Below are 23,950 nucleotides of genomic sequence, written 5' to 3'. Positions count from 1 at the left end.
GCCCTCCCGATCGGATGGAAGTCCATCCGATCGGGCCGCCGTCAGTAGCGGATGTTGGTTCTCAGGCCGAGGACGAGGGCATTCTTGACCAGCGTCGTGCCGGTGGGATCGTTGGGGTTGAGCACCCGGCCGCCCGGATTGAAGATGTACTGGATGTCCGGCTGGATCGTCCAACCGGGCACGATCTGGGCCTGATACGTCGCCTCGATCACCGCCTCGTAGCGGCGCGTCGGCGTGTAGGTGCCGGTGAAATAGAAGGCGTCGCGATCGGCCGAGCTCGCGTCGGCGGAAATGCCGGCGTAGGCGAAGGCGACGCCGAAGGTGTCGTTCGGCCGCGAGGCGATGAGGCCGTTGATGCTCACGCCGGCATCGGCGTAGAAGCTGATCAGGTTGCGGTTGCCCGGCGACACGCCGCCCCGGGCGAAGATGCCGATGCCGCCGCTGTCGGAGCCCGGCAGCCGGTAGATGGTCTGGTCGAGCACGCCGTAGACGCCCCAGTCGCCGCGATAGCGCCGCGGGATGCCGGCGCTGTCCGGGTTGGCGAGCAGCAGCCCGTCGGCGCCGACGCGCAGGCTGTCGAAGCGGTTGGAATTGTACCACGCCCCGAGCTTGAGCGTTCCCGGCAGGCTCGACGGGTCCTTGACCTGGCCGTAGTTGTAGGTGGCCTCCGTGATGGCCAGCGTGCCGGCGAAGCGCGGCATGCCGTAGCGGTCGCAGTGCTGGGCGTTGTCCTGCAAGCAGGAATTGCCCGCCGGATCGCCGGTATAGACGCCTGCGCGCACGGTGAGGTTGTCGGTCGCCGACCATCTCAGGAGCGCCGCGGGGCCCGCCAGCGGATAGGCCGGCCCGCCCGCCGGCATGTCGATGCCATTGATGCCCGGCCAGCCGAACGTGCCGCTCACGAACAGGCCGGCGTTCTGGCTGATCCAGAACACCGAATCGATGGCGAGCTGGCCCACGCGCAGCGACATCTTCTGGTCGAGGAACGACTGCTCGACCCAGAACTCGAACATGCGCCACGTCGGCGTGGCCTCGGCATTGCTGATCGTCAACAGGCTGCCGAGATATTTGCTCGAGAGTCCCTTGCCTTGAATGTTGAAGGCGCTGGCGCGGAAGGTGGCGCCGTCCCACCCCGCCAGCTTGCCGAGGTCCGCGTCGAGCGAGAACTGGATACTACCGTCGTAGACGGTTCCCTGCTTGATGCCGCCCGTCGGATTACCGAAGACCTCGCCGATATACGAGATGTTGTAATTGATGCCGCGGCTCCACAGCCAGCTGCGCGAGCCGCCGATATCGCCCCACGGGCCGAGCGACGGCCCGATCGTCGGCGGGTCCTGCGGGTAGCCCGGCTGCGGCGCCTCGCTCGCCGTCTGAGCAGACGCCGGGCTACTGGCGCAAGCGAGCAGGCCGGCAAGCATTGCTTTAGCCAGAAAGCGCATGACGTCACCCCACTTCATGCGAGACCTACAATTGATGCAATGCAGCGTCAAACCGAAACGCATGGGCCGCAAAACATTGGATTCAATATAAAGAACAACTTGAAGCGGCACGGCTTCAGCGCCGCTACTCTCTGGCATGGCGGTGGGCCCGAAGGCTTGAACGAGCCGACGCAAAGCTTGGATGTGCCGAATCGGACAACGTGTTCCTCAAATGAAAGAGCCCCGGCCTTGCGGCCGGGGCTCGATAGTCTCGCTTGTGGCGCGATGGCGCTTAGAAGGTGCGGTCGATACGGAACCGGGTCAGCCAGTTGTCGTCGAAGCTGACGGTCTTGCCCGTGAGCGTGCCGTACTTGTTCTGGTCGATGACGCGGCCCTTCGGGTCGATGCGCTCGTAGAGAACTTCGACACCGATATCGAGATCCTTGACCGGCGACCAGACCAGGTTGGCCATGGTGACGATCTCGTTGAAGCTCTTGAAGGCAGCGTTGGTCGACCCTGCGGCCGCCGAAGCCGGCGTAACGATGCCGCCGGAGGTGGCAAAGAGGTTACCCAACGGGCCAGCGGTCCGGGCCGAACCCGGATACTCGAGGTTGCCGTAGGTGAACACGAAGCCCGACCGCCATTCAGGCGACCAGTAGTGCAGGAAGGCAGCCGCAGCGGACCACGACTTGGTCAGCTTGATATCGCCGCTGTTCGGGTCGACGTAGCCGTCCAGCTTGTAGAGACCCATGCGGGCACCACCGCCGATGCCGCCCTCGACCGCGCTGTCGCGGCCGATCGGGCCGTCGATGCCGGTGTAGGACATGGCACCGCGGGCGTAGGCCGCCTGCAGCCACAACGCGTCACCCGGGGCGAGGAACGGCAGGTTGAACTTCACGCCGCCCTGAACCGCGTAGCCATAGGCCGCCTCAGGCCGCTGCGGATAGACGCCAGCCGCGGCAACGGCCGCCGGCGCGACCGCAACGCCCGCGTTGTTGTAGACGCTGAGGTTGTTGTAGCCGCCGATGGACACCTGATGGACCGCGGCCGAGATCTGCGCCGAGCCCCACCCCTGGTCGACGCGCAGGTTGGCGACGAAGTCGGGGATCTGCTGACGCTGGGCGATGTCGACGAAGGCGTAGCCCGTCCGCTGGCCGGCTGCGTTGAAGAGGTAGACCGGCGAGCCGTAGGTGCAGCCGTTGACGCCGCCGTTGTTGCACAGCGCCGCCAGGCTCGACGTGATGTTGCCGACGTTGGGCTGGGCGAACGTGAGGTTGGCGCCGGGGATCGCGCTCTGCGGGTTGACCGAGAACAGCGGGTTGCGGCGGAACGACGGATCTTCCGCCGACACCGTGGCGCTGAAGCCGTTGCCGAGCTGAGCGGTGTAGGCCAGCAGGTTGGTGGAGGAGACGTTCGAGGTGATCGAGAAGTTGCTCAGCTCGATGTCGGTGACGTAGAAGTCGTAGAACGACGAGGCGCGACCGGCGGTGAGGCCGGCGAACTGGATGAAGGCCTTGTCGACCTCGACGTACTTGTAGGAGCGGTTGTAGGTGTCGATGCCCGTGGCGTTGAACGAGCTCGGGCCGTAGTTGCGCAGGGTGCCGGAGGCGCCGTGCTGCTGGCCGGTGCGGCTGGCGATGTCGAAGCGGACGAAGGTGCGCAGGGTGCCCCACGCGGTGGAGGTACGCGCATCCACCTGGATACGACCGGCGCCGATGAAGTTCGACCGATCGTTGCCGTTCAGCGAACGATACTGCGCAAACTCATACTGGAACTGAGCGCGGCCACCGATCTTGATGCAGGTATCGGTACCCGGAATGTAGAAGAAGCCGACGCCGTGAACAGAGCAGACCTTCACATATTCGACAGGCGCTGCCTTCGTCATCGGAAGATCGGCAGCCTGCGCCCCCGCAACGGCAAACAGACCTGCCGCAGATCCGAGGAGAAGGCTCTTTGCGAGCTTCATTATGACCTCCAACTTTCGAGACCCCTTGGGACCGGACTATTTTGACCATGTGCCCCGGAAGGCTCTTGGACGAATATGCCGTCTTCCCTCGTACAGCGCCGTCTCATCGTTTTTTTCGAGGAGATGAGATGGCACCGGCTGACGGGTGGTTACCCGCAGCCGTGCCACCATATCGCCCGCCCTCTCGTGATCAACCGCGAAGTGCCCACCGCTCCGGTAGCGGGCCGTTTTTGACACCCGCTGTTGCAGAAACACAACGAGCCGGGACCGCTCCGAAAGCCCGACGTCCCCTGGGATTTCGGACCGTCGCCACCGGCCCGAGCCGCCTCCGCAGAGCCGAAAAGTGTCACAATTCGCGGTACATTCGGCCAGAATACGCCTCAGTTTCTCCAATCGACCGACATTTTGGGCAGAAAGTTGGCGGAGCGCCGCCGATCGAGCCGGCAGCGGTCGCCCGGCGCGAGCATGCGCTGACGCCGCCGCCCCCGCGCCGCCGACCGCGTCGACCGAATCGGGCGCGGCCGCGGCCACCGATGAGCCCTCCGATTCGCGACGCCCCTCCCCGGCGCCCCGTCGATGCCGGCCAGCCGATCCTAAGCGCCCCCGCGAGCGACGCGCGGGCCCGACCGCAACCGGCCACGCTCAGATGAAATCGTCCAGGTCGTCGGGCACTTCGCCGAAGCGCGCCAGAATCACCGCCTCGGCAAAGGCGCCCGCAGCGGGATCGCCGGTTCTGGAGAACGCCACCGCCCCGGCCTTGACGCAGGCCATGCGCTCCGCCGTCGCCTCGGCAAGGCTGGCCGACGGCATCTCGATGGGCTGCTCGGCGATGAGCGTGCGGTCGGCGTCGTGCACGAACGACAACACGATGAAATAGGTGATCGTGCTCATGCCGGAGGATCACGCCACGGTGGCGCAGCCGAAATAAGGCGGCCGCCGATGGCGACGGCACTCAGGCGCCGCGGCAAACGACAATCGCGGTGAGACGCGCCGACCGAGCCACGGCGCGTCCGCGGCCGCTTCGGGCACCGCGCTACGGCACGACACCATGCCCGAGGCGATCCGAGCGCCGCTCGCGCTGAGATCGCGCTTCGACATTCACGCAATCATTCGGAGCATTGAGCGCTTTCTTGCACAGCATTTCCACGGCTCGAATTACGTCAAATTCCGCAGCGAACGATCAATATTCCGCAGCCATACGAATATTTCCGCAGACCAATGTATTCCGCAGAAGCTAATACGATTCCGCACGAGACACTGAGTCTTTGATGCTTAGCTATGCGATTCACGCTTCCCTTTCTTCGTTGCATCGCAATATATCTGGTGGTCTTTTTGCCACAAGCGTCATCAAAACATCTTTTTTGGAGAGATGAGCGGTTAGCGGCGATTGCACTGCAAGTGGGCATGGATAGTGTCGCTCAAGCGGTGAACTGCACTGCGACGGCGTCGGACTGAACGCAACAGTAACTTCTGGCCAGTCCTGCGTAGGGATAACGGGATCTAACAAGGAGACTACCTATGAAGCTCGCAAAGAGCCTTCTCCTCGGATCGGCGGCAAGTCTATTTGCTGTCGCGGGGGCGCAGGCTGCCGATCTTCCAATGACAAAAGCGGCGCCTGTCGAATATGTGAAGGTCTGCTCTGTTCACGGCGTCGGCTTCTTCTACATTCCGGGTACCGATACCTGCATCAAGATCGGTGGCCGCGCTCAGTTCCAGTATGAGTTTGCGCAGTATCGTTCGCTGAACGGCAACGATCGGTCGAACTTCATCGGCGCCGGTCGTATCCAGGTGGATGCGCGTACCTCCACCGCGTGGGGCACCCTGCGCACCTTCGTCCGCTTCGACATCGCCAGCCGCACCGGCCAGCAGCACGGCGCCTCCGGCACCCTGCGCAACTACGGCCCGAGCTCGTTCAACGCCACGGGCATCGACACCTACAACCGCTCCTACAAGTACGTCGAGGTCGACAAGGCCTTCATCCAGTTCGCCGGCCTCACCGCCGGTCGCGCCTCGTCGTTCTACGACTTCTACGTCACCGACATCGAGCTGACCAACTTCTCGGTCACCTCGAACGTCTCCTCCACCAACCTGCTGGCCTACACCGCTCAGCTCGGCAACGGCTTCAGCGCCACGGTGTCGGCGGAAGATCCGTCGTTCCGCCGCAACCCGCTGTTCTCGGTCAATCCGCAGAGCGCGATCCCCGGCGCCAACCTCACCTTCAGCCAGCCGGTCGTCGGCAACATCGCCACGAGCCTGTCGTCGCTGTGCAACAACGGCGGCGTCAACGGCTGCACCTACGGCTCGCCGGTCTACCTGTTCAACGCAGCCGGCCAGCGGACGGGCTACGCCTTCGTCGACATCGCCCAGCGTCAGCAGTTGCCCGATTTCGTCGCCAACCTCCGCGTCGACCAGTCCTGGGGCTCGGCGCAGATCTCGGCCGCGGTCCATCAGGTGTCCATCGGCGGCTACAACAACCTCAGCGTCTACAACAACGCGGGCGTCGCAGTCGCGCCGGCGGGCGTTGCCGCGGCCGGCGTTTATCCGCAGCGGCCTGACGCGGCCTATGGCTACGGCGTCAACGCCGGCGTGAAGTTCAACCTGCCGTTCCTGGCACCGGGTGACGCCCTGTGGCTGCAGGCGGCCTACGCCCGCGGTGCCATGTCCTACACCGGCGTCGACGGCCCGATCGGCCGCGACAGCGCGATCGAGGGCGGCCCTGGCGGTGGCGCCCGGTTCGGCGCCTACAAGATGGACGGCTACGTCGACCCGAACAGCGGCAATATCAAGCTGACCCGCTCGTGGTCTGCCGCGGCAGCCTTCCTGCACTACTGGAGCCCGCAGTGGCGGTCGGGCTTCGTGTTCACCTATGGTGAGCTGCAGTATCCCGGTTCGGCCCGCACCGCCGGCCCGCTGGGCAACCTCTACGCCAACTCGGCGGGTATCGTGACGGCAGCTTCGGCCGCCGCAGGGTCGACCAACATCGCCTTCAAGAGCTTCAACGAGATCGTCACCATGGCCAACCTGGTCTGGTCGCCGGTCAAGGATCTCGATATCGGTGTCGAAGTTCTCTACGAGCGCGTCGACCCGAAGGGCCGTGTCATCGACAACAACAAGTACGGCACGCTCACGGGCAAGACCGTCAGCTTCGACGACAACTGGCTGACCCGGTTCCGTATCGACCGCACCTTCTAAGCGCCATCGCGCCACAAGCGAGACTATCGAGCCCCGGCCGCAAGGCCGGGGCTTTTCCTTGTGCACCAGCCGCAAAGGGCAAGAGCCGCTCAATCCGAGCGATCACCGCGTCGGAACAAAAAAAAGCGCCACATCGTGGCGCTTTAAGAGGATTAGCTGCATCTCCTCGAAAAAATGCAGCGGGGTCTCCGGTAGAGGTCAATCAACCGGAGATACGATCATGCCAAACCTTCAGCTGATTGCAAGCATAATTGCTGATATTTTAAATAAATTTTTTCCGCAATTACTTAATAACCGCGCGAAGCGGAATATAGAAGCCTTGCCGACCAATCTATTGGCTACCGCAGCCAATCGCTCTACGTGTCTTGCATGAAGCGCGGCGCTGTCGACACGTCGCGCTCCACGTGCTTGCTGAGGCTCGGTCCGGCGTCCGCCGAGGCGCCGGAGCGGGACAGCACCGAGCACGGACGTGCACGCGCACCAGGCGGCAAGACGAGACCTCGGCCGACGAGCACAACTGTCGCGTTGGCGAGGGGGCTGGAGCGCTTCTTTGGCGATTGGGTGATGCCGCCAATTGCGAAGCGCTCCAGGCGGCTCGCCGCGGCCGCGGGACATCGACCCGGCCGATTCGTGCGCGCCCGACGCGAGGGCGCAGCGCCGCGCAGCTTCCCCGGACAAATCGGCGGCAGCCGGGCCAGCCGATAGCCTTGATCCGGATCCTCGAGGCCGAGCCCGATGCAAGATCCAGGGCTGCGCTCGATGAATGGCTACGCTGGAGGGCGGCGGTATCCCGTGCGTCCGGCGCTGGGGCCCCAGCCCCCCGTTGTCCGAGCCGAGATCGCCGACAAGGCGCAATCAGCTCCAACCACGGATCGAGCCAGCACGTCGAAGCCGACCTGCCTATCGGCCATTGCGTCCTCCACGACACCATGAAGCTGTCGAGATCGACGGATTGACGTTGACCCAACGCCGCCGGCTCATTATGGCTTGCGCCTCCCGGAGACGTGGCCGAGCGGCTGAAGGCACTCGTTTGCTAAATGAGCAAGCCTCGAAAGGGGCTTCGAGGGTTCGAATCCCTCCGTCTCCGCCACTACCGTGGCAAACCAACCGTGCCCCATTGAAATGGCTGAATAATTTCGCGGGCCGGCGCGCAAATGTTGCACGCTATGTTGCACGAAAAAGCCCCGCCGCTGGTAAGGCGACAGGGCTCACGCGGGAATCGGTTCAGACGGCCGTGCGATTCGCCGAATCGAATGAGCGTCGCCAAGCCTCGTCCAGCACCTCCAGATCGTCCATCACGTGCTGGGCCACGACCGCGATGGCCTCGGCGTCCTTCGGATCGAGCCCCATGCGGCTGTAGGCCGTCATCGCGAAGATGGCCCGGGCGACGCCGGCCGTACCCCGCCGGACGACGCCGACATCCTCCAGAGGATCCGCGCCGCCGGAGAGGCCGGCCGAACCGAGCTCCATGACTTGCAGGACTGGGCCGACGCGGCGGACGATCTGCTGTGCGCACCGCATCCCCGAAAGAATGGCACTTCCCCACGCCACGAATCATCGGCTTAAGTTTCAGGGGGGCTACGCGCGCAAATGGGGGCGGTGATGGACGATGCTGCCGAGCAGCTTATCGACCGAGCGTACGAGGCCAGCATCGTCCCGGATCAATGGCCGCAGCTCCTGCACGACCTCGCCGTGTTCATCGAAGGGGCTGGCGGGGCCATGTTCACGACCGGAAGCGCCGGCGTGGCGTGGACAGTGTCAGAGTCCTTTCGGGAGGTGATGGAGATCATCAGCCGGTCGCACACGGACAACGCCCGTTTGCGGTCCGCGCTCGCACTGCGCCACCCCGGCTTCGTCTCCGATGCCGATCTCCTTACGCCGGAGGAGATGAGCCGTTCCCCGTTCTATCGCGACCTTTTGCGCCCACGGGGCTGGGGCTGGGTTGCTGGCACGGTCATCGAGGTTCCGAACGGTGACATACTGGCCTTCAGCCTGGAGCGTCGCCTTGAGCGCGGCCCCGTGGAATCGCGTTACATCGCCGCCCTGGATAGTCTGCGCCCGCATCTGGCTCGGGCCGCACTGCTGACGGCGCGCCTCAATCGGGAGCGTGTTCTCGCCGGGATAGAGATCCTCGCACAGCTTGGACTGCCGGCCGTGGTGCTTGATGCGTCAGGCAAGGCGCTGGCTGCGAACGGACTGCTTGAGCAGATACCACATCAGATCAGGATCGGCTCCTTCGATCGATTGTCCCTCGGCCACGTGAAAGGCGATGAACTGCTGCAAAGCGCCTTGGCAGAGATTCGGGCAAAGACTGGCCATCGCGCCGTTCGCTCCATCGGCATTCCGGCCATCGACGAGAACCCGGCGCTGGTCGTGCACCTGGTGCCCATCCGCGGGGCCGGGCAGGACCTTTTCACCTTTGGTGCGGCTGTACTGGTGGCGACGCCGGTCACGGTGCCAGCCGCACCCGACTCCAATTTGCTGTCGGGCCTGTTCGACCTGACGCCGGCTGAGGCGAAGCTGGCGCGGGCTCTGGTCGGCGGCCACAACCTTACCTCCGCCGCTCAGGCGCAAGGCGTCTCGCGCGAAACGTTGAAGACCCATCTCGATGCTGTACTGGCTAAGACCGGCACTCGGCGGCAAGCCGAGCTCGTCGGCCTGCTCGCGGGCATCGGCGCAACTCGCCCCCAGACCTCGGATCTATAACTGGGGCCGAGCCCAAGATATCCGGCAAAGGTATCACCCGTTCGGGCCATCCCCCGTTTGGGGGAGGCGCAATCTCCGGTCTCGCATTAGCTAGGTGCCTGATGCTCCTCGAGAGCGGGCCGTCGCGCGTACAAACGTGCTTGCCGCTGCGCCGCGCAGCTCACCAACTCCGCCGCCGCTTTAGGGTTTGGATGGTAATTTTTCTAAGCGCGCCTCTCGTCGATGCCCGGCGTGACTAAGGGCACCAGGTCGTCGGGAAAGTGCACAGTTCTGATCGAAAGTCGGACGTTCTTCCGTGAATGCGTTCTGGCGTCGCTGCGCGCCAATGAACCGGCGCTCGAATTCGTGGCCTTCGAAAGCGTGGCGGAATGGGCGCAGAGCGCCGAGGCGGTCCGGACCTCGCTGCTGATCCTGTGGACGTCGGCCCAGCCGACTCCGCCCGACGAGGTTTTCCACGAGCGTTTACGGCAGGTGGTGGAGCGGCCGGGATCGCCGCCGGTGGCCGTTATGTCCGATAGCGACGATGCTGGGTTGATCACGCAGGTCATCGCCAGTGGCGCCCGAGCTTTCCTGCCGACCAGCAGCATGGGCCTCGAGGTCGCCTCCAAGGTGCTGGAACTCGTGCGCTCGGGCGCGACCTTCATTCCGGCCAGCACGCTCGTGGTTGCCCAAGCCAGCGCCACGGCGCTCGCGCCGGTGCCGCCCGAGACCTCCCAGCTGCTCTCGCCGCGGCAGCTCGAAGTGGCCAAGGCCATGGGCAAAGGGCTGTCCAACAAGTTGATCGCCCACGAGCTCGCCATGGCGGAAGGCACAGTGAAGGTGCACGTGAAGCACATCATGCGGAAGCTCAACGCCCGGAACCGCACCGAGGTCGCTATCGGCTTACGGAAGGTGGACGATCGTCCCTGACGAGGAACTCGCGCGTGTGCGGTACACCGATCAACACGTGAACGGATGGCTTCGGCGTCGACGGCCTACTGTGAGAAGGAGAATCAACTGGCCAGGCCGAGCGCCCATCGACGCCCGCGCCTGGTACCGCGGCATCCGCCCGCCGCCCTACGCCGACATTAGCCCGATCGCGAGCGGGTGCCTCGCGCGCCCGCGCAGGCTCGAGCTTTGCCGCCTCCCTGCCCGACGCCGCCTCCGCCCCGGCCGCCTCCATTCGGCACCGGCTCTCGTGGTGGAGCCTGTCGGCTCTCGCCACGGCGGGCTTCATCACCATCCTCACCGAGGCGCTGCCAGCCGGCCTGTTACCGCCGATGAGCGCCGACCTGGTCGTCTCTCAAGCACTGGTCGGCCAGCTCGTCACCGGCTACGCAGTCGGCTCGCTGCTTGCCGCCATACCGCATCTGGCTCACAGGCCTGCTGCTCGACCTCGCCGGGGTCGCCGCCTTCACGCCGGTGCTGCTCGCACTTCTCGCCGCCTCGTTCCTCATCGCCCTCGGCGCACGGCGCCACGGCTTTCCGCCGGCCGAAGGACACTGACGCCAAGGAAACATCCGACCTCGAACGGCCGAAGCGACGGGCCGCCGCGCCTCAAAGCAGCGGCCGCTCCGATGGCGTCGGAGCGGCCGAGGGCCGTTGTGTCGTCGGCGCCCCAATCGGCTCGCGGCCTCGATCGGGGCGCCGGTGCCGTTGGATCAGGCTGCCGCTTCGACCTCGCGCTCAAGGCGCTCCGCGTACTTGGCGATGGCGGCCTCCCGCAGGGCCGGAATGTAGCCCGTCGGGAACAGGCCGCTCGTGGCCTGGTACTCGCGCAGCAGCTGGCGCGCGACCGTCACCTTGTGCACCTCGGTCGGCCCGTCGGCGAGCCCCATGTGGAAGCTCTCGATCACCTGCTCCGCAAACGGCATGTCGGGCGTCACGCCCAGCGAGCCGTGCAGGTGCAGGGCGCGCGCCGCCACATCGTGGAACACCTTTGGCATGACCGCCTTGATGGCCGAGATGTCCTTCCGGACCATCATGTAGTTCTTGTACTTGTCGATCTTCCACGCCGTCTGCAGCACCAGCAGGCGGAACTGCTCGATCTCGATCCAGCTGTCGGCGATCTTCTCCTGCACCATCTGCTTGTCGGCGAGCAGGGACCCTTGCGTCTGGCGGCTCAGGACGCGCTCGCACATGAGGTCGAGCGAGCGCCTCACCTGGCCGATGGTGCGCATGGCATGGTGGATGCGCCCGCCGCCGAGGCGGGTCTGCGCCACCACGAAGCCGCCGCCCTGCTTGCCCAGCAGGTGGTCGGCCGGCACGCGCACGTCGGTGAGCCGCAGATAGGCGTGCGACGGCGTGCCATGGAAGCCCACCGGCATGTTGCGCACCATCTCGATGCCGGGCGTGTCGGCCGGGATAATGAAGGCCGAGAGACGGTTGTACTCCGGCGCATCCGGATCGGTGACGGCCATCAGAATGTAGAAGCTCGCCACGTGGGAATGCGAGGCGAACCACTTCTCGCCGTTGATGACCCATTCGTCGCCGACGCGCTCGGCCCGGGTGCGGAAGACCTTGGGATCCGCGCCGCCCTGCGGCTCGGTCATGGCGAAGCAGGACACGATGTCGTTGTTGAGCAGCGGCTTGAGGTATTCGGCCTTCTGCGCCGGCGTGCCGTAGTGGGCGAGGATCTCGGAGTTGCCCGAGTCGGGCGCCTGGCAGCCGAACACCGTCGGGCCGAACTTGGAGCGGCCGAGGATCTCGTTCATCAAGCCGAGCTTGACCTGGCCGTAGCCCTGGCCGCCGAGCTCCGGGCCGAGATGGCAAGCCCACAGGCCGCGCTTCTTGACGATCTCCTGGAGCGGCTTGACCAGCGCGTTGCGCTTGGGATTCTGCACCTCGTAGGGAAAGCCGAGGACGTGATCGAGCGGCTCGACCTCGTCCGTGACGAACCGGTCGATCCAATCCAACTCCTTCTGGAACTCCGGATCGGTTTCGAAATCCCAAGCCATGGCGTGTCCTCCGCGTTGCTGATTGATGCAGATGTCCTATGATTGGAGCGCCAATACCCCCTCGTCCAATACAATTTCCTCGCTCCAATGATCCATATTCGTTATGGATGATGATCGCGACCCGGAGACGCGACCATGGACCTGGATGCGACCCCCTTCCGCTATTTCGTCACTGTCGCCGACGCACGCTCCTTCACGCGGGCGGCGGCTCAGCTGAACGTCTCGCAGCCGGCGCTCTCCGCCCAGATCCGTGAGTTCGAGCGGCGGCTGGGCTTCGCGCTGTTTCTTCGCACCAGCCGATGGGTCGAGCTGACGGCCGAGGGCCGGCTGTTCCTGGCCAATGCCCGGCGCATGGTGGCGGAGGCGGCGTGGGCCAACCAGGCGGCGCGCGAGATCCGCGAGAACGAGCTGCGCATCGGCGCGCCCCTCTACACCCAGCTGATCCCCGAACGGCGTGCGCTGACCGACCGGCTCATGGTCGAGCATCCGGACATCCGCCTGCGCATCTTCGACAAGAGCCATGCCCGCCACTACGCCGACCTGACGCGCCGCGAGGCCGATCTTGCGCTGCTGGTGGAGCCGTCCGACGCGGCGACAGCGCAGGTGGACACCGCCTCCGAAGCCGATTGGCCGGACGGCTTCGAGCGGCTGGTCATCGCCGAACGCCGGCTCGCCATCCAAGTGCCGGCCGAGCATCCGTGGGCGGACGTGGACGCGCTGCCGCTCGCCGCGCTCAAGGGCACACGCATCGGCGTCATCAACCGTGCCCTCGGCGCGCCCCTGTCGATCACCGTCAATCGCGCGCTGTCGGAGGCTGGCGTCGATGTGGTACGGCCGCCCGAAGGGCATGCAGTCGCTGTGGAGCGCTACGGCCGCCTGGTGCGCATGCCCGTCGTGACGCTGGGCTGGTTCGACACCCTGCCCGGCGGCGACGGCGCCGTCCTCGCCGTGCCGGTCGAGGGCCTCGATCTGCGCACCAGCCTGTCGCTCATCCGCATGCAAGGGGAACAGCGGCCGGCCGCCACGCTGGTCTGGCACATGGCCGAGGCGCTGGCGGAGGCGGCGCAGCACACGCACGCCGATCGCCGCGCCGTGGCCTGATCCCGTCCCTGATCGCACGGACTCGCGGGCCGACGCGCCGAGGAAGCGGAGCTGCCGCTCGAGCTCCGGTGCTCCAAGGGATCGCGCCGCCGCCGGCAGGCCTATTCGGCCGCCAGCTCCCGGTATTGGCCGCGGAAGAAGAGCAGCGGGCCGGCGTTCTCCACCCAAGCGAAATGCAGCACGCGGCCGACGAAGATCACGTGGTCGCCGCCGTCGTGGTGCGCATAGGCGGCGCACTCGAAATGAGCCATTGCGCCACGCAACAGCGGCGCGCCGGTCCGGCCCGGCTCGTGCTCGACGTCCGCCCATTTGTCACGGCCGGACGCAGCGAAACGTCCCGACAGCCCGGCTTGCTCACGCGACAGGATGTTGACGGCGTAACCGTCGAGCCGCAGCATCACGGGCAGGCTCAGCGCCCGGCGATCGATGCTGAACAGCACCAGCGGCGGGGCGAGCGACACCGAATTGAACGAGCTCACCGTCATCCCGACGGTGTCGCCGGTGTGGTTGCGACCGGTGATGACCGCGACGCCGGTCGCGAACTGCCCGAGCGCACGGCGGAACAGCCTCGGGTCGAAGCCGGCGGCCTCCGCGGCGGGCGGCGGCCCGTGCCCTTCGCTGCGATGGACGTCGCTCATGCTCCCGCCCTCACGACGCGAACAGGCGCCGATCGAGCCCCGTGAGCCGCTCGCTGCCCGTCGCCGTCACCAGCATGGTCTCGCTGAAGGCCATGCCCTCGGCCCAGCAATACATGTGGAACACCATGCCCTCCTCCAGCCGCCAGTCGGAGCCGGGCAGGAACACCCGGGTGAAGTCGCTGGTGCGCGGGATCGCCACGAGGCCCAGGGTATAGCCGGTGATGTTGGTGTAGCTGTCGCGCAGGCCCGCCGCGAGCACCTGGCGGCGCAGGATGGCGTCGACCTCGCCCGCATGCGCGCCGGGCTTCATGGCGGCGAACTGCTCGTCCTGGAAGGCCACGAGACGCTCGGCGACCTCGATCTGGCGTGGCGTCGGGGCGCCGACCACGACCGGCCGCATCGAACGCGCCGTATAGCCGCGGTAGTGCGGCACCATCTCGATGTGGACGATGTCGCCCGCAGCCAGGGTGCGGGCGCCGAGGCCGCCGTGCAGCGTGCTGGAGCGCGGCCCCGACTGCATCAGCACGAGGCGTGTGTTGTCGGCGCCGGCGCGCAGCGCTGCCGCGGTCACCGCGGCGGCGACCTCGCGCTCCGGCGTGCCCGCGCGCGCCGCCGCAGCGCCGGCCAGCGTGGCCACGTCGCAGATCTCGGCGCAACGGCGCAGATAGGCGATCTCGCGCGGCGACTTGCGCAGCCGCAACTCCCACATGTGACCGGCGAAGTCGACGAAGCTGGCCTCCGGCAGCGCCTGCCGCAGCCACTGGAGCCGCGCCGGCAGCATGATGTGGGAATCGGTCTCGACGGCGATGTGGCCGCCGGCCCAGCCGCGCCTGCCGATCTCGGCGGCCACGACGGCCAGCGGATCGTCGCCGTCGTCGAACAGCACGCGGTGGGCGACCCAGCTCATCTCGGCGAGCATCGGGCCGTCGAGCGAGCGCACGACCATCACGGGCTCGCCGTCCGCCGGCATCAGGCAGCACTGATACATGGCTGCCGTCGGGACGTGGCCGGTGTAGTAGGCGAGATGCTCGAACTCGTCGATGATCAGGAGGTCGGCGCCGGCCCCCGCCATGCGCCGCCGCAAGTCGGCGACGCGCTGCCGGTAGTCCTCGCGCGGAAAGGCGAGCGTCCTGGCGACCGGATCCTGGGACATGGGCGTTTCCTCAGCGGTCAGGGCTAGCCGAGGCGGACGAGATCGCGCGGCGAGCGGGTGAGGCGTCGCCCGCCATCGGCCGTGACGACGACGATGTCTTCAATGCGCACGCCCCAGCGCCCCGGCACATAGATGCCCGGCTCGTCGGAGAAGGTCATGCCCGGCGCCAGCGGCCGGTCGTTGCCGGCGACGATGTAGGGCTCCTCGTGGGCGGCGAGGCCGATGCCGTGGCCGAGGCGGTGGGTGAACCGGTCACCGAAGCCCCGCGCCGCGATGATCCGGCGGCCGACGGCGTCGATCTCGCTCGCCGCGACGCCCGGTCTGACGGCCTGGAAGGCAGCCTCCTGCGCCTCGCGCACGAGGTCGTAGAGCGCGACATAGTCCGGATCCGGCTCGCCCGAGACGGCGACGCGGCAGATGTCGCCATAGTAGCCCTCGAAGCAGCCCGCGAAGTCGAACACGACCGGTTCGCCGACGGCGATCACATGGTCGCTGCCGTGATGCAGCGACGAGGCGCCGTTGGCGCCGGCGCCGACGTCGACCCAGCTCACCTCGCTGAAGCCCTGCCGGCGCATCAGGCTGTCGATGACGGCGCGCAGCTCGAGCTCGGTCCGCCCCACCATGGTCGGCGTCGTGGCGCAGAACTCGGCCCACACCGCGTCGATGCGGTCGGCCGCGGCCTGCAAGGCAGCGATCTCGTCGGGGCCTTTCACCATACGCGGCGTTTCGACCAGCGCCGCCCCCGGCACGATCTCGACGCCAGGCAGCAGCGCGGTGAGCTTGAGCAGGAAGCCGCTCCAGAACTCGGTGTTGACCGCGATGGTCCTGGCGCCTGCCGCGGCCGCCAGCTCCGCGACACCCGAGAGCGGGTTGTCCGCCTCGTCCCAGATGCGGACACGGAGCCCGGCGATGCCCTCGTAGAGGGGCGCCTGCAGTCGAGGCGTGAACACGACGTCGTCGCCCGCCGCGAACAGCCCGAGCGCGACGAAGCGCTCCGTCAGGATCGCATCGCGGCCGGCGAAATAACGAAAGCCGGCGCTCGGCCCGATCAGCAGCGCGTCGACGCCGGCAGTCCGCATGGCCTGCCGAACGGCATCGCGCCGGGCCGCAAGTGGAGAGATGTCCGTCACGGGCGAGCTCCGAAATGGGCGTCGGATGGCTTCAAAGGCGCTGGTGCAGGTTTTCTGCATGCAGTACACATATCGCCATGTTGATTATTTTCTTGTCAACAGGTGTTTTCCAACCAGGGAGTGGCGGCGAATGACGGCACGGGACGAGCTGAAGGACGTAATCCTCCGCTACTACGATCAGGTCTGGGACCGACGGCGGCCGGAGGCCATCGACGGGCTGTTTGCCGCCGACTACGTCAACCACGCCGGGGCCCGCGGCACGCTGGCCGGGCCTGCCGGAATCCACGCGAACTTCGGCGCGCTGACCGCGGCGTTTCCCGACGTCCGCTTCACCCTCGACGACATCCTCGTCGACGGCGACCGGGTCGTGGTGCGCTACACCATGCTGGGCACCCATCTGGGCGAGTTCCAGGGCCGCCCCGCGACCGGCCGGTCGGTGACGGTGCCCGGCATCGGCATTTACCGGATCAATGACGGCCTGATCCGTGAGAGCTGGGTCCTGCGCGATCAGCTCGTGCTGCTGCGCCAGCTCGACGGAGCGGCGTAGTGGCGGCGCCGACGACGCCGGCATGGCGCAGCTATCTGGCCCAGCAGCAGCCCGCCTTCATCGCCGACCTTACGGCGTTCCTGCGCATTCCGAGCGTCTCGGCGGTACCCGAGCATCTGGGCGACGTGGAGCGCGCCGGCGCGTGGGTGGCCGAGCGGCTGCGCGCCGCCGGCCTCGACCACATCGCGGTGCTGCACGCCGGCCAGTACCCGATGGTGTATGCGGACTGGCTGGGCGCTCCCGGCTGCCCGACCGTGCTGATCTACGGCCATTTCGACGTCCAGCCGGTCGATCCGGTCGAGGCCTGGACCCATCCGCCGTTCACGCCGACCATCGTCGGTGACAGGATCTACGCGCGCGGCGCCTCCGACGACAAGGGCAACATGCTGGCGCCGATCCTGGCGCTCGAGGCGCTGCTGCGCACCGACGGCCGCCTGCCGGTCAACGTCAAGCTGCTGTTCGAGGGACAGGAGGAGATCCTCAGCCCGGACCTGCCGGCCTTCGTGGCGGCGCACCGCGACGCCCTCGCCTGCGACATGGCCATCAGCGCCGACGGCTGGCAGTGGAGCGAGACGGAGGCGGATCTGCGCATCGCCCTGCGCGGCCTGTGCGCGCTCGATGTCACCGTCGCCGGGCCGCGGTCCGATCTGCACGCAGGCCTCCACGGCGGCGCCGTGGTCAACCCGATCCATGCTCTCGTGTCCCTGCTCGCCTCCCTGCGCGACGCCAGCGGGCGCATCACGGTCCCCGGCTTCTACGACGAGGTCCGCCCGCTGAGCGACGACGAGCGGCGGCAACTCGCCGCCGTCCCGTTCGACGAGGCCGCCTACCGCGCTCGCCTCGGCGTCACCGCGCTCGACGGCGAAGCGGGCTTCACCACCCGCGAGCGCATCGGCGCGCGGCCGGCGGTCGAGATCAACGGCATCTCCGGGGGCTACGGCGGCAGCGGCATCAAGACCGTGATCCCCGCCGAGGCTCGGGCCAAGATCACCTGCCGCCTGGTGCCCGACCAGGAGCCGGCGGTGATCGCCGAGCGGGTGCGGCAGCACCTTTTGTCCCAGCGCCCGGCCGGCGTCGAGGTGCGGGTGGAGGTGCTGCCCAACGCCGCCCGTCCCTATCTCATTCCGGCGGACCATCCGGCCAATCGGGCGGCGCGCGACACGCTCGTCGAGATCTACGGCCGGGAGCCCTACTACACCCGCTCCGGCGGCTCGATCCCGATCCTCGACCTGTTCCGGCGCGAGCTCGGCGCCTACACGGTGATCTACGGCTTCGGCCTGCCCGACGAGAACTTCCACGCGCCCGACGAGTTTCTGCGCCTGTCGAATTTCCGGCGCGGCCAGGACGCCTACGTGCGCCTGCTCGAGCGCATTGCCGAAATTTCCAGCAGCTCCTGAGCGATGGACCGGCCGGCGGCTGACCGCGCGTAGGCCGGTTCCGCCGACAAAGGGCGAGCCCGCCGGCTCGCTCCACGGCGGGCGTGCCCTCCTTTTCGACAGTCCCGCGTCGTCAGTGCCCTAAAATTATTCAGAATCCATTTGACGGATATTTTTGTTCTTTGCATGCTGCATGCAGAACAGCGTCTGGTGTCCGCCTGCCGCGGCGATCGCGAGATCGGCAGGGCGGCCGCCGAGGATCGAAAGGAAACGCGCATGGCCTTTACTCTGACCGCCGAGCAGAAGCGCTGGGTCGAGGTCGCCCGCTCGCTGGCGCCGGACATTGCCGCGCGCTCGCGCCGCGACGACGAGGCGGCGACCTTCCCGACCGAGACCTTCGCCAAGCTGCGTGAGGCCGGCCTGCTCGATCTGGCCGTGCCCAGGGAGTATGGCGGCGCCGGCACACCGGCCGGCAACGCCCATCTCGCCGCCTACCTCGTCACCGAGGCGGTGTCGCGCGCCTGCGTCGCGACCGGCTGGGACCTCATCATCCACTACCACCAGTGCGGCGCGGTCGCGCGTCTTGGCAGCGAGGAGCAGAAGCGGCGGATTCTCGGCGACGTCGTCAGGAACGGCGCCCTCATGGGCTCGCTTGGCTCGGAGGTGAACCACCAGGAGAACACGGCCGCCAAGGACGCGAGCCGCAAACTGATCTTCCAGGCCGAGATGGTGCCGGTGGAGGGCGGCTTCCTCGCCAACGCCGCGAAGCACTTCTGCTCGAACGCGCCCGTCGCCGACTACCTGCTCTACTGGAGCATCGCACCCGGCGCCAACGCCGCCACCGATGGCCTGACGCTGTCGATCGTCACCAAGGACAGCCCCGGCCTCAGCTTCAGCCGGCACGGCTGGGACGACATCATCGGCCTGCGCAGCTCCGTGAGCTGGAGCGCCAAGCTGGAGAACGTGTTCATCCCCTGGGAGAACGTGCTCGGCGAGCCCGGCGACTTCGTCCAGAAGGATCCCTACACGCTCGAGCTGTCGCAATCCTTCCAGCTCCTCGGCGGCGCCCAGGCGGCGCTCGACTACGTCATCGAGACCCTGCGGGCGCGGCCGTTCCTGCAGAAGGAGGAGGGCCTGATGGTGCTGGTCGGCGAGATGTCGGGGGCCATCCAGGCGTCACGCGGATCCTGCCTCGTCGCCAACGCGCTGTGGGAGGAGAAGAACTACGGCGAGGCGGCGCTTGCCTCGCTGCGCGCTCATCACACTGCGCGCGAGACCGCCATCCACGTCATCACCAAGGCCTTCGACATCGTCGGCACCAGGGCGCTGTTCAAGACCGCTCCGCTCGAGCGCATCTGGCGCGACGTACGGACGGCTTCGCTGCACACCCGCGCCTCCCAGCTCGTGCGCCTCGTCGCCGACGCCGAGGTGGAAGGGCGCTATGCGCCGAAGCAGAAATATGGTGCGCTGGTCGACAAGCCGCGGACCTGGGCCGATCTCGGCATTCCGCGCGAGCCACGCGCCGTGGCCTGATCCGCTCCGCGCGGCCGGCGCCTCTGCCAGCCATCGCCACGACATCTTCGAGAGCCCCATGCCCCAAGGTGCCAGCCTCTCCCTCCGAGATCTCGCCAAGTTCTACGACGGCAGCGGCGCGGTGCTGGGCGTATCGCTCGACCTCGAGCCCGGCAGCTTTCTCACGCTGCTCGGCCCGAGCGGCTCGGGCAAGACGACGACACTGATGATGGTGGCGGGGTTCGTCGAGCCGAGCGGCGGCGACATCCTCGTCAATGGCGTCTCCGTCACCCGCACGCCGGCCCACAAGCGCGACATGGGCATGGTGTTCCAGAGCTACGCGCTGTTTCCGCACATGACGGTGGCCGACAACGTCGGCTTCCCGCTGAAGATGCGCGGCATCGCCCGCTCCGAGGCGGAGGATCGCATCGCCACCTTCGTCAAGCTGGTCGGCCTGGAGGCGCTGGCCAAGCGCTTTCCCCAGCAGCTCTCGGGCGGCCAGCAGCAGCGCGTGGCGCTGGCCCGCGCCCTGGTGTTCAGCCCCTCCCTCGTGCTCATGGACGAGCCGCTCGGCGCGCTCGACCGACGCCTGCGCCTGCAGATGCAGGAGGAAATCAAGGGCATCCAGCGCGAGCTCGGCCTGACGGTGATCTACGTGACGCACGACCAGGAGGAGGCGCTGACGATGTCGGACGTCGTGGCCGTGATGGAGGCTGGCCGCATCTCGAGCTACGGCACGCCCCGCGACATCTACGAGAAGCCGGACAACCGCTTCGTCGCCAACTTCATCGGCGAATCCAACTTCATTCCGTGCCGGCTCGAGCATGTCGGCGGCAAGCCCGTCGCGCTGCTCGACGGCGGGGCCCGGGTGGAGGTGGCCGCCACCGACATGCCGGCCGGCTCCGCCGGCGTCATCTTCCTGCGCCCGGAGCGCCTGCGCCTGTGCGGTGCCGACGACGCGCTGCCCAACAAGCTGCCGGGCCGCGTCATCGGGGAGACCTATCTCGGCGACGCATCGCTCTATCGGGTGCGCATCGGCGACGGCGTCGAAGTCAAGGTCAAGCGTCCCAACCGCGGCTACGGCGCGCCGGTTCGGGAGGGCGACGAGATGATGGTGGGCTGGCAGCCCGCGGACAGCATCGTGCTGCGCGGCTGACGCTCCGACGGGATCGGAGCTGCCGCTCCAGCTTTTTGTCTTGGCATCGGATGTTCCCCAGGACCGGGGCCGCTTTTGGGTCCGATGCGCGAGAGCGCCCCGCGCTCGGGCGGCAGGCCCCGAACGCTGAGAAGCGCTCTTCGAGATATCGCCCCGCCGCACGCGTCGGGACCACCGGCGGGATAGGCCCCGTCGGCGATCAACGGCGCACCGCCGGCAGCAGAGATCGGCGCGGGGCATTTGCGTTGTCATCCGGAGGATTGGTCGAATGTCTCATCCATGTCCGCGTTCGTCCCGCCTCACGGCGGGCGTCATTGCCGCCGCCCTGGCTGCGACCGTCGTCGTTCCTGCGTCGCCGCTGCTGGCCCAAGGTTCCGGGCCCGGCAGCCTCGTCGTGCTGTCGCTCGGCGGCAGCTACCAGGAGGCGCAGAGCAAGGTCTGGTTCAAGCCCTTCGCGGCAGCCTCCGGCATCGCGCTATCGGAGGCCTCCGGCTACAACTTCGCCAAGCTCAAGGTGATGATCGAGTCCGGCAACGTCGAGGCCGACCTGGTCGACATCTCCGCCGACACGGCGGCCAGCCTGGGCGACGCCGGCCTGCTCGAGACGATCGACTGGTCGCAGATTCCGGCCGAATGCCAGGCCGGCATTCCCGCCGCCATGAAGCGCGACTATGCCTTCCCCACCATCCAGTGGGCGATGGTGATGGCCTACAACACCGCGCGCTTCCCGGCTGGAAAGGCGCCCCAGACGTGGGCCGACTTCTGGAACGTCGAGGCATTCCCCGGCAAGCGGGCCGCGATCGGCGCAACGCGCCCGCCGGTCGAGCAGGCGACCCTGGCCATCGACAGCGACCTGGCCAAGCTCTACCCGTTCGATCTGGACGCCGCCTTCGCCAAGATCAAGGCGCTCGGCAACCACATGGTGTTCGCCGACGGCTACGCCCAGGTCGCGCAATATCTCGCCGACGGCGAGGCCGACATGGCGATCATCCCCAACGGCCGCGTCGCGCCGCTGATCGCCGCCGGCAAGCCCGTCGCCATCAACTGGAACCAGCACCTCACCTTCCCGAACTTCTTCGCCATCCCCAAGGGTGCCCCCCACAAGGACAACGCCATGAAGTTCCTGGCATACGTCTGTAAGCCGCAGGTCCTGGCGGCGATCGCAGCGCCCACCAACTATGGGCCGATCAACGTCGATGCCTACAAATTCATCCCGCCGGACGTCGCCCGGCTCCTCCCCGGTAACCCGGAGACGGTGAAGCTTGGCCGTGCGATCGATCCGGTCTGGCTCGGCAAAGTGCGCGCCGACATCGCCAAGGGCTGGGCCAAGATGGCGATCCGCTGAGGTCTTGCATGAACGGCGATCCGGCAGAACGGCAACGGCGGACCCGATGACGGACACAACGCTTGCTCCCATCGGCGCGGACGCGACCCGCGCCGCGCCACGGCCCGCCGATCGCCGCCGGCGCGTCCCGTGGCTCGCCGCGCCGGCCGTCGGCTTCTATCTCGTGTTCTTCGGCTGGCCGCTCGCACAGATGGTGTGGCGCAGCGTGTGGGACGGCGGCTTCACGTTCGCCGGCTACGCCGAGTTCCTCGCCCAGCCGGTCTACTGGTGGGTCCTGGGCTACACCATGCTGATCGGCGCAGGCACCCTCGTCCTGACGCTGGCGATCGGCTATCCCGTCGCCTACTGGCTGGTGCGGCTCGATCGCACCTGGACGGTGGTGCTGATGGCCTTCGTGCTGATCCCGTTCTGGAGCAGCGGCCTCGTGCGCACCTATGCCTGGATCGTCATCCTCGGCCGGCAGGGCATCGTCAACACCCTCCTGCTCCGGATGGGGCTGATCAGCGAGCCGTTTCCGTTCCTCGGCACCCACACGGCCGTGATGGTCGGCCTCACCTACTACCTGCTGCCCTACATGATCCTGTGTCTGTACAGCGTCATGAACAACATCGACCGCAATCTGATGCTGGCGGCGCGCAATCTCGGCGCCTCGCCGCTACGCGCGTTCCTGGCCGTCTTCGTGCCGCTGACCAAGCCCGGCGTCTTCGCCGGCAGCTTCCTCGTCTTCATGCTCGCCATCGGCATGTACATCACGCCGGCTCTGCTGGGCGGGCCACGACAGACGACACTGCCGCTCGTCATCGCGCTACAGATCAACGAAGCGCTGGATTGGACCTTGGCAGCGGCGCTGTCGGTGATCCTTCTGACGGTCACGGTGGTGCTGCAGGTGTTCGCCAATCGGCACGTCGACTTCGATCGGATGTGGGGAGGCGCCCGATGAGCTTGCGCGCCACGTCGGCCGGGGGCCTCGCGCTCTCGGCATTCTCGATCCTCGTGCTGGCCGCCTTGATCGCGCCGATCGCGATCATCGTCGCCGTCTCGCTCAGCCCGGGCGACGTGATACAGTTTCCGCCCACCGGCCTGTCGCTGCGCTGGTACGCGCGCTACTTCGCGGATCCGCTGTGGATGACGGCGACACAGGTGAGCTTCGTCGTCGCGACGCTGACCGCGGTGCTCTCGCTCGGTCTCGGCTTCATGGTGTCGGTGGCGCTGGTGCGCGGCCGTTTTCCCGGCAAGAACCTGCTGCGCATCTTCCTGATGAGCCCGCTCATCGTTCCCAAGATCATCGTGGCGGTGGGTCTCTACTTCCTCTACGTGCGCATGCGCATCGTGGGGACGACCCTGGGCCTGGTTGCGGCGCACACCCTGATCGCCATGCCCTACGTCGTGATGATACTGTCCGCCGCGCTCTATGGCTTCGACCGGCGGCTGGAATGGGCGGCGCGAAGCCTGGGCGCGTCGCCCCTGGCGACGCTGCGCCACGTCACCTTCCCGCTCCTGCGGCCGGCCATCATCAGCGCCGCCCTGTTCGCCTTCATCGCCTCCTTCGACGACATCATCATCAGCCTGTTCCTGACCAAGCTGTCGATGCCCACCCTGCCCCGCCAGATCTGGGTCAACGTGCAGCAGATCATCGATCCCACCATCGCCGCCGTCTCGACGCTGATGACACTGGTCTCCGTGCTCGGCCTGTGGCTCGTCGCGCTGATCCAGAGGATGGCGGTGCGCGGCGCCAAATGACGGCGTCGTCAAGAGTACGTCATCAAATGAAGCA

21 protein-coding genes and 1 tRNA gene are annotated in these 23,950 nt (G+C 67.2%); 14 read left to right on the top strand and 8 right to left on the bottom strand.

The features are described from left to right. Positions 1 to 41: 41 nt before the first annotated feature. From ACZ5PO_RS25180 to ACZ5PO_RS25170, 3 genes are all read right to left on the bottom strand, one after another. The gene (locus tag ACZ5PO_RS25180) at positions 42 to 1,457 is read right to left on the bottom strand and encodes a carbohydrate porin (protein ID WP_464184711.1); all 1,416 of its coding nucleotides are present in this window, start codon (positions 1,455 to 1,457) and stop codon (positions 42 to 44) included. 253 nt (positions 1,458 to 1,710) lie between these two features. Further along, positions 1,711 to 3,303, bottom strand: coding sequence for a porin (locus ACZ5PO_RS25175; RefSeq protein ID WP_464184710.1), 1,593 nt, complete (start codon positions 3,301 to 3,303; stop codon positions 1,711 to 1,713). Between the two features lie 723 nt (positions 3,304 to 4,026). After that, the gene (locus tag ACZ5PO_RS25170) at positions 4,027 to 4,275 is read right to left on the bottom strand and encodes a hypothetical protein (protein WP_464184709.1); all 249 of its coding nucleotides are present in this window, start codon (positions 4,273 to 4,275) and stop codon (positions 4,027 to 4,029) included. A gap of 708 nt (positions 4,276 to 4,983) precedes the next feature. On the opposite strand from ACZ5PO_RS25170, the gene ACZ5PO_RS25165 reads away from it, so the two are divergent. From ACZ5PO_RS25165 to ACZ5PO_RS25155, 3 genes are all read left to right on the top strand, one after another. After that, positions 4,984 to 6,576: a porin gene (locus tag ACZ5PO_RS25165; protein WP_464184707.1), complete on the top strand. Its 1,593-nt coding sequence runs from the start codon at positions 4,984 to 4,986 to the stop codon at positions 6,574 to 6,576. A gap of 220 nt (positions 6,577 to 6,796) precedes the next feature. Further along, the gene (locus ACZ5PO_RS25160) at positions 6,797 to 6,949 is read left to right on the top strand and encodes a hypothetical protein (protein ID WP_464184706.1); all 153 of its coding nucleotides are present in this window, start codon (positions 6,797 to 6,799) and stop codon (positions 6,947 to 6,949) included. A gap of 625 nt (positions 6,950 to 7,574) precedes the next feature. Beyond that, positions 7,575 to 7,666: transfer RNA gene (locus ACZ5PO_RS25155), tRNA-Ser, on the top strand. Between the two features lie 134 nt (positions 7,667 to 7,800). Here ACZ5PO_RS25155 and ACZ5PO_RS25150 read toward each other — a convergent pair. Further along, positions 7,801 to 8,046, bottom strand: a complete 246-nt coding sequence (locus ACZ5PO_RS25150) for a hypothetical protein (RefSeq protein ID WP_464184704.1) — start codon at positions 8,044 to 8,046, stop codon at positions 7,801 to 7,803. Between the two features lie 132 nt (positions 8,047 to 8,178). Between ACZ5PO_RS25150 and ACZ5PO_RS25145 the strand changes: the two genes are divergently transcribed. The 3 genes from ACZ5PO_RS25145 (at position 8,179) to ACZ5PO_RS25135 (ending at position 10,767) form a co-directional block, all read left to right on the top strand. Then, positions 8,179 to 9,282 (top strand): helix-turn-helix transcriptional regulator, encoded by a 1,104-nt coding sequence (locus ACZ5PO_RS25145; RefSeq protein WP_464184702.1) that lies wholly within the window; start codon positions 8,179 to 8,181, stop codon positions 9,280 to 9,282. A 231-nt stretch (positions 9,283 to 9,513) separates the two neighbouring features. Next, positions 9,514 to 10,191, top strand: coding sequence for a LuxR C-terminal-related transcriptional regulator (locus tag ACZ5PO_RS25140; RefSeq protein WP_464184700.1), 678 nt, complete (start codon positions 9,514 to 9,516; stop codon positions 10,189 to 10,191). Between the two features lie 423 nt (positions 10,192 to 10,614). Beyond that, positions 10,615 to 10,767, top strand: a complete 153-nt coding sequence (locus tag ACZ5PO_RS25135) for a hypothetical protein (RefSeq protein ID WP_464184699.1) — start codon at positions 10,615 to 10,617, stop codon at positions 10,765 to 10,767. Between the two features lie 155 nt (positions 10,768 to 10,922). Here ACZ5PO_RS25135 and ACZ5PO_RS25130 read toward each other — a convergent pair whose 3' ends face one another. Then, the gene (locus ACZ5PO_RS25130) at positions 10,923 to 12,218 is read right to left on the bottom strand and encodes an acyl-CoA dehydrogenase family protein (RefSeq protein ID WP_464184697.1); all 1,296 of its coding nucleotides are present in this window, start codon (positions 12,216 to 12,218) and stop codon (positions 10,923 to 10,925) included. Between the two features lie 135 nt (positions 12,219 to 12,353). Between ACZ5PO_RS25130 and ACZ5PO_RS25125 the strand changes: the two genes are divergently transcribed. After that, entirely contained in the window at positions 12,354 to 13,319 is a 966-nt protein-coding gene (locus ACZ5PO_RS25125) for a LysR family transcriptional regulator (protein WP_464184695.1), read from the top strand. Between the two features lie 101 nt (positions 13,320 to 13,420). On the opposite strand, the gene ACZ5PO_RS25120 is transcribed toward ACZ5PO_RS25125, so the two are convergent. Genes ACZ5PO_RS25120 through ACZ5PO_RS25110 form a run of 3 tightly spaced genes read right to left on the bottom strand, consistent with a single transcriptional unit; the run spans position 13,421 to position 16,240 of the window. After that, positions 13,421 to 13,957, bottom strand: coding sequence for a flavin reductase family protein (locus tag ACZ5PO_RS25120; protein WP_464184694.1), 537 nt, complete (start codon positions 13,955 to 13,957; stop codon positions 13,421 to 13,423). A 10-nt stretch (positions 13,958 to 13,967) separates the two neighbouring features. After that, complete coding sequence (locus ACZ5PO_RS25115; RefSeq protein WP_464184692.1) at positions 13,968 to 15,110, bottom strand: M24 family metallopeptidase; 1,143 nt, start codon at positions 15,108 to 15,110, stop codon at positions 13,968 to 13,970. 23 nt (positions 15,111 to 15,133) lie between these two features. Next, positions 15,134 to 16,240, bottom strand: a complete 1,107-nt coding sequence (locus ACZ5PO_RS25110) for a M24 family metallopeptidase (RefSeq protein ID WP_464184691.1) — start codon at positions 16,238 to 16,240, stop codon at positions 15,134 to 15,136. A gap of 130 nt (positions 16,241 to 16,370) precedes the next feature. Between ACZ5PO_RS25110 and ACZ5PO_RS25105 the strand changes: the two genes are divergently transcribed. The 7 genes from ACZ5PO_RS25105 to ACZ5PO_RS25075 all read left to right on the top strand — a co-directional run bounded on the left by ACZ5PO_RS25105 (position 16,371) and on the right by ACZ5PO_RS25075 (position 23,916). Continuing rightward, positions 16,371 to 16,787, top strand: a complete 417-nt coding sequence (locus tag ACZ5PO_RS25105; protein WP_464184689.1) for an ester cyclase — start codon at positions 16,371 to 16,373, stop codon at positions 16,785 to 16,787. Further along, positions 16,787 to 18,184 carry a dipeptidase gene (locus tag ACZ5PO_RS25100; protein ID WP_464184686.1) on the top strand — a complete coding sequence of 466 codons (1,398 nt, stop codon included), beginning with the start codon at positions 16,787 to 16,789 and terminating at the stop codon, positions 18,182 to 18,184. The genes ACZ5PO_RS25105 and ACZ5PO_RS25100 overlap by 1 nt, the downstream gene beginning before the upstream one ends. A 255-nt stretch (positions 18,185 to 18,439) precedes the next feature. Further along, positions 18,440 to 19,696: an acyl-CoA dehydrogenase family protein gene (locus ACZ5PO_RS25095; RefSeq protein WP_464184685.1), complete on the top strand. Its 1,257-nt coding sequence runs from the start codon at positions 18,440 to 18,442 to the stop codon at positions 19,694 to 19,696. 58 nt (positions 19,697 to 19,754) lie between these two features. Further along, complete coding sequence (locus ACZ5PO_RS25090) at positions 19,755 to 20,831, top strand: ABC transporter ATP-binding protein (RefSeq protein WP_464184682.1); 1,077 nt, start codon at positions 19,755 to 19,757, stop codon at positions 20,829 to 20,831. 268 nt (positions 20,832 to 21,099) lie between these two features. After that, the gene (locus ACZ5PO_RS25085) at positions 21,100 to 22,176 is read left to right on the top strand and encodes an ABC transporter substrate-binding protein (protein WP_464184680.1); all 1,077 of its coding nucleotides are present in this window, start codon (positions 21,100 to 21,102) and stop codon (positions 22,174 to 22,176) included. Between the two features lie 46 nt (positions 22,177 to 22,222). Further along, positions 22,223 to 23,116, top strand: coding sequence for an ABC transporter permease (locus ACZ5PO_RS25080; protein WP_464184678.1), 894 nt, complete (start codon positions 22,223 to 22,225; stop codon positions 23,114 to 23,116). Then, a complete protein-coding gene (locus ACZ5PO_RS25075; RefSeq protein ID WP_464184676.1) occupies positions 23,113 to 23,916 on the top strand; it encodes an ABC transporter permease in 804 nt (267 codons plus the stop codon). Before ACZ5PO_RS25080 ends, ACZ5PO_RS25075 begins: the two co-directional genes overlap by 4 nt. Positions 23,917 to 23,950: the final 34 nt, after the last annotated feature.

Source organism: Chelatococcus sp. KU-N122 (assembly GCF_055391085.1).
The sequence above is the reverse complement of the archived record's forward strand: the minus strand, read 5'-3'. Positions and strand labels throughout refer to the sequence as shown.